The 8,233-nt window shown below is 63.0% G+C and carries 9 protein-coding genes; all 9 read right to left on the reverse strand.

The genetic code is table 11. The features are described 5' to 3' along the window. Nucleotides 1-259: site-2 protease family protein (locus tag K728_RS19405; RefSeq protein WP_035748097.1), on the reverse strand; the 259-nt coding region annotated here is incomplete at its 3' end. Nucleotides 260-274: 15 nt separating this feature from the next. After that, nucleotides 275-1,492 carry a 1-deoxy-D-xylulose-5-phosphate reductoisomerase gene (gene dxr / locus K728_RS0113110; RefSeq protein ID WP_019483484.1) on the reverse strand — a complete coding sequence of 406 codons (1,218 nt, stop codon included), beginning with the start codon at nt 1,490-1,492 and terminating at the stop codon, nt 275-277. A gap of 150 nt (nt 1,493-1,642) precedes the next feature. Next, entirely contained in the window at nt 1,643-2,314 is a 672-nt protein-coding gene (locus K728_RS0113115) for an NAD(P)-binding oxidoreductase (RefSeq protein WP_024477006.1), read from the reverse strand. Between the two features lie 27 nt (nt 2,315-2,341). Then, a complete protein-coding gene (locus tag K728_RS0113120) occupies nt 2,342-3,169 on the reverse strand; it encodes an HpcH/HpaI aldolase/citrate lyase family protein (protein WP_024477007.1) in 828 nt (275 codons plus the stop codon). Then, complete coding sequence (locus tag K728_RS0113125) at nt 3,166-3,672, reverse strand: MaoC family dehydratase (RefSeq protein ID WP_019483487.1); 507 nt, start codon at nt 3,670-3,672, stop codon at nt 3,166-3,168. The genes K728_RS0113120 and K728_RS0113125 overlap by 4 nt, the downstream gene beginning before the upstream one ends. Then, the gene (locus K728_RS0113130) at nt 3,665-4,318 is read right to left on the reverse strand and encodes a CoA transferase subunit B (protein WP_024477008.1); all 654 of its coding nucleotides are present in this window, start codon (nt 4,316-4,318) and stop codon (nt 3,665-3,667) included. Before K728_RS0113130 ends, K728_RS0113125 begins: the two co-directional genes overlap by 8 nt. A 3-nt stretch (nt 4,319-4,321) precedes the next feature. Further along, nucleotides 4,322-5,167, reverse strand: a complete 846-nt coding sequence (locus K728_RS0113135) for a CoA transferase subunit A (RefSeq protein WP_024477009.1) — start codon at nt 5,165-5,167, stop codon at nt 4,322-4,324. A gap of 34 nt (nt 5,168-5,201) precedes the next feature. Then, complete coding sequence (locus K728_RS0113140) at nt 5,202-6,362, reverse strand: acyl-CoA dehydrogenase family protein (RefSeq protein ID WP_019483490.1); 1,161 nt, start codon at nt 6,360-6,362, stop codon at nt 5,202-5,204. Between the two features lie 16 nt (nt 6,363-6,378). Then, nucleotides 6,379-8,233: acetyl/propionyl/methylcrotonyl-CoA carboxylase subunit alpha (locus K728_RS19410; protein WP_443110984.1), on the reverse strand; the 1,855-nt coding region annotated here is incomplete at its 5' end.

An 8,233-nucleotide genomic window follows, 5' to 3' on the forward strand; every position in this document is an offset into this window, starting at 1 on the left:
CGGCGCCGTCGTCGACCCTGGCGGGAGGGAACATGCCGACCATCGAGACGTACCCGCCCAGGGGAATGGCTTTGAGCCCATACTCGGTGTCTCCGCGGCGGCGGGAGAAGAGCGTTGGACCGAACCCGATCATGTACTGGGTGACCCGGACCTTGAAGAGCTTGGCGGGGACAAGGTGCCCCACTTCGTGGAGCGCGATGGACGCCGCAATACCTATTGCGACGAAAAGCACTCCCAGAACGAAGAGCAGAATGGACAACGTGGTTCCTTTGGCTTAGCTGTACTGATCCTGCACACCACAACGAATTCGGGCGAGTGTGCGTGCCCGTTTCTCGGCGTCGAGCACGCTGCCGAGAGTGAGCGGCCCGCCGTCGTCATGCTCGGCGGTGACGGCCTCTACCGTATCCACAATCTCAGTGAAACCTATTGCTCCGCTGTGAAAAGCCTCGACAGCTTCCTCGTTGGCTGCGTTGTAGACCGCCATTGCCGTTCCGCCCCGCTGCGCGGCCGCTTTGGCGAGCCTAACGGCGGGGAACGCTTCTTCGTCGAGGGGCTCGAAAGTCCAGGTCGCGGCCGTGGTCCAGTCGCAGGGGGTTGCCGCTCCCGGGACGCGGTGTGGCCAGCCGATGCCGAGGGCGATGGGCAGGCGCATATCCGGGGGCGAGGCCTGGGCGATCGTTGACCCGTCGCTGAACTGCACCATTGAGTGAATGATCGATTGGGGATGAACGACGACGTCGATCCGCTCCAGCGGGATGCCGAAGAGCAGATGCGCCTCGATAACCTCAAGCGCCTTGTTGACCATGGTGGCGGAGTTGGTGGTGACCATTTTGCCCATGTCCCAGGTGGGATGCGCCAGGGCCTGCTGCGGGGTGACATTTTCGAGGTCTTTTCTCGCTTTGCCGCGGAAAGGGCCGCCGGAAGCGGTGAGGATCAGCCGGTCCACTTCGCCTGCTGCGCCGGAGCGGAGGCACTGGGCGATGGCCGAGTGTTCGGAATCCACTGGGACGATCTGGCCGTCGGCTGCGGCATCCTGGACCAGCTGACCGCCGACAATGAGGGATTCCTTGTTGGCAAGGGCGAGTAGGTGTCCGGCCTTTAGCGCCGCCAACGTAGGGGCAAGTCCGATGGATCCGGTGATGCCGTTGAGGACGACGTCGGCGTCGGGCCAGGCGGCGAGGTGGGTGGTGGCATCGGGGCCAGTGAACAGGACCGGGGAATAGTTCTTGGCGGACGACGTTTTGGCGGCTGCTGTGCGGATGGCGTCGCTGAGTTCAGCTTCGGTGCTGGTGGCTGAGGCGACTGCCTGGGCGTTGGTAGCGACGGCCTGCTCGGCCAGAAGCGGCAGATTTCCACCACCGGCTGCGAGGGCTGTGACGATGAACCGTTCGGGCGCCTGGCGGATGACGTCGATGGCCTGTGTTCCGATCGAGCCGGTGGATCCGAGGATGACAATCCGGCGGCGTCCTGTGTCAGGGGCAGTGAATTCCATGGTTTAAGTATCGCGCACGCGGATGTGCCGTGTCGGCGGAGTCCCTCAGCCGCAGAAACGGCCCGCAGGCTCAGGACCGCCGGTTGGAAGGGCAGTTTCTGAGCCTACGGGCCGTTTCTTTGGCTACGGGCGTTTACTTGGCCGGTTGGCCTAGCGGTTGATGGACGCCAGCGCGTCCGCGATGGTTTCTTCGCCGGAGATTACCTCGAGTACTTGCCGGTCCCCCAGCTTCGTCTCAAGCAGAGCCGCGATGACGGTTGCCACATCCTTGCGCGGCACCGATCCCTGCCCGGTCTTTGACGAGAGGCGCACCCGACCAGTTGCTGCGTCGTCGGTGAGTCCGCCGGGCCGGACGATGGTCCAGCTAAAGGACGAGCGTGCCGCCAGATCCTCTTCTGCGGCTAGTTTCGCCTGAAGGTAGGCGTAGAAGATGTCGTCAAGGCCGTCGGGGCGTTGACCGTCTCGAACGGAGTCGGCTCCCATCGATGACACCTGAACGAATCGTTTGACCCCTGCGACTTCAGCTGCATCGGCCAGCAGCACTGATGCTCCGCGGTCGACTGAGTCCTTGCGCTCGGCGCTGCTCCCTGGACCAGCTCCGGCTGCGAAGACAACTGCGTCTGCTCCCGATAGCACTTTGGCGAGCTCGTCTGCTGTGCTCGACTCGAGGTCGACCACTGCTGGCGTGCCGCCGTCGTTCTCAATGTCCTTGTTGTGGTCCGGATTGCGCACCAATCCGACAACCTCGTGACCCTGTTGAACAAGTTGGCGGGTGAGTTCGCGGGCAATTTTTCCGTGGGCTCCTGCTATCACTGTTCTCATACTGGGGTAACGGCCAATGGGGCCCGACTAATTCCCGGGAGCCAGAATGTCGCCGGACCTCGCCAGGGTCTGCTCGGCGTGACGGAGAATCGGACCATCAATCATCCGGCCCCGAAATTGGAAGACACCGCCGCTGCTGGCTGCCTCGGCCAGGATGGACCGGGCATAGTCGACTTCCTCGGAAGACGGCAGATAAGCCTCGCTGATGATTGGCGCCTGGCTTGGATGGATACACGCCTTCGAGCCAAACCCTGAAGCGACAGCATCCCGCGACTCAGCGGCCAACCCGTCAAGATCGCCGATGTTGATATAGACCGCATCCATTGCCGCCTTGCCTGCAGCTGCAGCCGACAGCAGCACATGGGACCGGGCATGCAACGCAACCTGACGATACGACCCGTCCTCGTTACGGCTCGAGGACCCGCCCAACGATGCCACCAGGTCCTCGGCACCCCACATCAACGCCACCACATTAGGTTCGGCTGCAATCGCCTGCGCGTTGAGCACACCGGTAGCCGTCTCACACAGAGCGATCACCGAAAAAGCACTCAACCCCCACAGATCGGCCGCAGATTCGGTTTTCGCCAACATCACCGTGCGGTACGCCGTGTGCTTTAGCATCTCGATGTCCAGAGCGAAGTCGGTTGTCGACGCCGGGTTGACCCGGACGATGGTACGTTTCGGGTCCAGCTGGCTTGCGGCCACCGCTTCTCGCGCCGCCGGCTTATCCCCGGGAGCCACTGCATCCTCAAGATCGAGGATCACCGCACTTGCCCGGTCGGCCGCTTTGCCAAATCGCTCCGGACGATCCGCAGGACAGAACAGAAGGGCTGGTCCCATGGTGAAACTGGTCATGAATCCGAGTGTCCTTCCTTGGTCCACATCAGCACACTCCGGGTCAGCGTCGCGACGACGGTACCCTCCTGATTGCGGCCGGTATGTTCCATCGTGACGATGCCCTGACCGGGTCTGGACGACGACAGCCGCTTCTCGATCACCACAGTCTCCGTGTACAGGGTGTCGCCATGAAACAACGGGTGAGGGAAACGCACATTGGTCATACCCAGCTGCGCGACGATGGTCCCCTGAGTCAGCTGCGGAACCGACTGCCCGACAACAGTTGCCAGGGTCAGCATTGAATTCATCAGACGCTGGCCAAAAGGCTGGGATTCACTCCACGCTGCATCGAGGTGGAGGGCCTGGGTGTTCATTGTCATGGTCGTGAACAGCACGTTGTCAGTCTCGGTCAGGGTCCGCCCCGGCTTGTGCGAATAGATTACTTCGGTGTCGAGCTCCTCGAAGTACAGCCCGCGCTGTTCAATGACGGTCCGCTGTGGGTCCGCCGGCTGCTCAGCCATTCAGGTCGACCTCCAGTGGAGCGCCAGTGGCGGCAATGACCTCTTCGACGCTCACTCCGGGCGCCGTTTCACGCAGCACCAAGGTGCCACCGTTGCGGTTGGGGTCGACGTCGATCACCGCGAGATCGGTGATGATCCGGTTGACGCACCCCTTTCCGGTCAACGGAAGTGAGCAGGAGCTGACAATCTTGGGCTTGCCGCTGCGGTCGACGTGTTCCATCATCACGATGACCCGCTTCGCGCCAAAGACCAGGTCCATGGCTCCGCCCATACCCTTGACCATCTTTCCGGGAATCATCCAGTTCGCGAGGTCACCATTCGCCGCAACCTCCATGGCGCCGAGCACAGCCACGTCAACATGCCCACCCCTGATCATGCCGAAGGACGCAGCCGAATCGAAGAAGGCAGCCCCGGCGTTCACGGTCACGGTTTCCTTGCCGGCGTTGATCAGATCCGGGTCAAGTTGCGCTTCGGTGGGATAGGGCCCGACGCCGAGAATACCGTTCTCGGAGTGGAGCACCACCTCGACGCCCACGGGGATGTAGTTGGGAATCAGGGTAGGCATGCCGATACCCAGATTGACGTACTGCCCGTTCTCAAGTTCCTGGGCAACGCGCGCTGCTAGTTCGTTACGTGTCAGTGCCATGTCTCAGACCGCCTTCGCCGGGTTGGAACTATCGGATGCTTCGGAGAACAGCGCCTGCTCGGAAGACTGTGCCGGGCCGGAAGGCTCTGACTGCTCGGCCGCAAGCGACACCGTGCGCTTTTCGACTCGCTTCTCCGGATCAGCAGCAAGCACCACCCGCTGGACAAAGATTCCAGGGATGTGTACCTGCGCCGGATCAAGTTCGCCGGGTTCAACCAACTCCTCGACCTCCGCGATGGTGATCTTCCCGGCCTGGGCGCAGAGCGGATTGAAGTTCATTGCTGTGGCATGGAAGACAAGGTTGCCGTGCCGGTCACCCTTCCAGGCATGAACCAGAGCGAAATCGGGGTTGACCGACTCCTCAAGCACATAGTCCTGCCCGCCGAAGGTGCGCACCTCTTTTGGCGCTGAGGCGACGGTGACGTTACCGGCGTCGTCGTACTTCTGCGGCAAGCCACCTTCGCTCACCTGCGTGCCAACGCCAGCAGGAGTGTAGAAGGCGGGAATCCCGGCGCCGCCGGCGCGCAGCCGCTCGGCCAGCGTGCCCTGCGGAGTCAACTCGACCTCGAGTTCACCCGAAAGGTACTGGCGGGCGAACTCCTTGTTCTCCCCCACATAGGAGCTGATGGTGCGACGGATCCGTCCGTCAAACAGCAGGACGCCGAGGCCCCAGTCGTCCACCCCGCAGTTGTTGCTGATCGTTTCGAGATCGGTGGTGCCTTGCTGGTGCAGCGCGTCGATCAGGGCCACCGGAATCCCGCAGAGCCCAAACCCGCCCACGGCCAGTGATGCACCATCGGGGATATCGGCCACTGCCTCGGCGGCGGTCGCAACAACTTTGTCGATCACTGTAACTCCTTAGGTACTGGCGTGGGGCGTGCTGCTATAGACCGAGTTCCCGAGCGATCAGCATCAGCTGAACCTCGGTCGTGCCTTCACCCACCTCGAGAATCTTCGAGTCGCGGTAGTGACGTGACACGGTGAACTCGTTGATAAACCCGTATCCACCGAAAATCTGGGTAGCATCGCGGGCGTTGTCCATGGCAGCCTCACCAGCCACCAGCTTAGCGATGGAAGCCTCGGTCTTGAACGGCTTGCCGGCGAGCATGCGCGAGGCGGCGTCGTAATAGGCCAACCGCGCGGTGTGCGCACGCGCCTGCATCCGCGCAATCTTGAACTGGATCGACTGGAAAGATCCAATATTGGTGCCAAAGGCCTGACGCTCCTTGGCGTACTTGATTGACTCTTCGACACAGCCCTGGGCGGCTCCGGTGGCGAGCGCCGCAATCGCGATACGTCCCTCATCGAGGATCTGCAGGAAATTCGCATAGCCGCGGCCGCGGGTACCCAGCAGATTCGCTTCGGGAACGTGGACATCGGTGAGGGTGAGCGGGTGGGTGTCCGAGGCGTTCCAGCCCACCTTGTTGTAGGCCTTCTCGGCCTTGAAGCCTGGCGTATTGGTCGGCACCAGGATGGTCGAGATTTCCTTCTTGACGGAGCCATCATCGCGCGTGGTGGTGTCGGTGACCGCGGTGACGGTGACCAGCTGGGTGATATCGGTACCGGAGTTGGTGATGAACTCCTTGGTGCCGTTGATGACCCACTCGCCGTTCTCGAGCTTCGCCGTCGTCTTGGTCCCTGACGCATCCGAACCGGCCTCCGACTCGGTCAGGCCAAAGCCGCCGAGCGCCTTTCCGCTGGCCAGCAGCGGCAGCCATTGACGCTTCTGCTCCTCGCTGCCAAACCGGTAGACCGGCATCGCACCGAGTGACACGCCGGCCTCAAGGGTGATGGCCACTGACTGGTCGACCCGGGCGAGCTGCTCCAAGGCGAGGCAGAGGGCGAAGTAGTCCCCACCCATGCCGCCGTATTCCTCGGGGAAGGGCAACCCGAACAGGCCCATCTCGGCCATCTGGTCGACGACGGCGTACGGGAAGCTGTGCTCCTCGTCATGCTTGGCCGATACTGGCGCAACAACCTCGTCGGCGAAATCGCGGACGGTGTCTACCAGATCCTGGTATTCCTCGCTGAGTTCAAAGTTCATGACTTGCGTTCTTCTTTCATTCGGGTGTTCCTGCAGCGTCGGGCTGAATTTCTGTCGCGTGGATGCGTGCAACGATCTGGTTGGCTTTGACCAGGTCGCCGGGTTGGAGGTGGATCGACACGGTTCCGGCGACCGAGGCGGTCAGCTGGTGTTCCATCTTCATGGCCTCGACGCTGAGCAACGTCTGGCCGGCCTCGACCGTCTCACCGTCGGCAACCGACACCGAGGTGACCGTTCCCGGCATGGTTGAGCGAATTTCGGGGTCAGCCGTCCCCTCAGCGCGAGCAAGCTGCGAAAGCTGGGTTTCGAGCCGCTCGGTCCGGTTCAGGATCCGTACCGACGTCGACCATCCGGCGTCGGAATACCAGAGGGTGCTGCCGTGGTGGTCGGTTGACGCTGAACGTTCGATTACCGCCCGACGCCGGATGCCATCCACCGTTGCAGCGCCCCGTGCCCGGTCATAGCTGACGGACCGTACTGGATCGTCGCCACCGTCGCCGAGACGGACGTCATACCCCGCACTGGTGGGCTGCACGAGCACCTCCCGCACATCGCCGGGCGCGACGGCGAGATGCAGCGTTCGAGGTCGCGGCGTCCCCATCCGCCACCCGTCCCGGCGGGCCCAGGGCGAGCCGACTGGATGGAAACTGGCCGGTTCGGACGTCGAGCTGCCAGCTTCGACTGCTGCGAGGACTGCGATTTCCTCATCGGAAATGTGGTGGAACGCCAGCCCGGGCAGCTTGCGTTCGATCATGGTGGTGTCGAGCCGGCCGGCGCGGACGTCGTCGTCGTTGATCAGAAGCCTGAGGTACTCAATGTTGGTCTTGACCCCCACCACCACGGTGTCGGCGAGCGCCCGATCGAGACGGTTCAGGGCTTCAGTGCGGTTGCGCCCCCAGGCGATGATCTTGGACAGCATCGGGTCGTAGCTGGCCGAAATTTCCAGTCCGCTGAGCAGCGAACTGTCAACGCGGATCCCTTCGCCGCCCGGTTCGGCGAGCTGGCTCACGACGCCGGTCGACGGCAGGAACTCGGCTTCGGGATCTTCGGCGTAGACCCGTGCTTCGACCGCGTGGCCGGTGAGTACGACGTCGTCCTGGGACAGGGTGAGTTTCTCACCGGCAGCGATCCGCACCTGCCACTGCACCAGGTCGACGCCGGTAACCATCTCGGTGACAGGGTGTTCCACCTGGAGACGCGTATTCATTTCCATAAAGAAGAACTCATCGGGCGCATCGGCCGATACGAGGAACTCGACGGTTCCCGCTCCGCTGTAGTCAACGCTGCGGGCCGCGTTGCATGCAGCTTCGCCGATCCGGGCCCGGGTCGCCTGGTCAAGCAGCGGCGATGGAGCCTCTTCGATGACCTTCTGGTGCCGGCGCTGCAGCGAACACTCCCGCTCGCCCAGATGAATCACGTTCCCGTGGTTGTCGGCGAGGATCTGGACTTCGATGTGTCGCGGCGTGAGGATCAGGCGTTCCAGGAACAGGGTGTCGTCGCCGAAAGCCGAGGCGGCAACGCGGCGCGCGGTCGGCAGGGTCCCGGCGAGGTCCTCCTCCCGTTCAACGACATGCATTCCCTTCCCGCCGCCGCCGGCCGAGGGTTTGATCAACAGCGGGTATCCGACGTCGGCTGCAGCGTTCAGCAGTTGCTGATCGGTCAGGCCGGGCCGGGCGATGCCGGGCACCACCGGCACACCATAATCCATCACATGATTCTTGGACCTGATCTTGTCGCCCATGACATTCAGCGCATGCACCGACGGACCAATGAAGGCGATGTCTGCGTCGCTCAGGGCCTGGGCGAAGGCCTGGTTTTCGCTGAGGAACCCATAACCCGGGTGCACCGCCTGCGCGCCGGCGCGGCGGCAG

The sequence above is a fragment of the Arthrobacter sp. CAL618 genome, from assembly GCF_000468215.1.
Classification (GTDB): domain Bacteria; phylum Actinomycetota; class Actinomycetes; order Actinomycetales; family Micrococcaceae; genus Arthrobacter_D.

Excerpts from the sequence above, each read along its gene's own strand:
- dxr (WP_019483484.1), bottom strand. The coding sequence starts at position 1,492 with ATGGAATTCACTGCCCCTGACACAGGACGCCGCCGGATTGTCATCCTC.
- K728_RS0113115 (WP_024477006.1), bottom strand. The coding sequence starts at position 2,314 with ATGAGAACAGTGATAGCAGGAGCCCACGGAAAAATTGCCCGCGAACTC.
- K728_RS0113120 (WP_024477007.1), bottom strand. The coding sequence starts at position 3,169 with ATGACCAGTTTCACCATGGGACCAGCCCTTCTGTTCTGTCCTGCGGAT.
- K728_RS0113125 (WP_019483487.1), bottom strand. The coding sequence starts at position 3,672 with ATGGCTGAGCAGCCGGCGGACCCACAGCGGACCGTCATTGAACAGCGC.
- K728_RS0113130 (WP_024477008.1), bottom strand. The coding sequence starts at position 4,318 with ATGGCACTGACACGTAACGAACTAGCAGCGCGCGTTGCCCAGGAACTT.
- K728_RS0113140 (WP_019483490.1), bottom strand. The coding sequence starts at position 6,362 with ATGAACTTTGAACTCAGCGAGGAATACCAGGATCTGGTAGACACCGTC.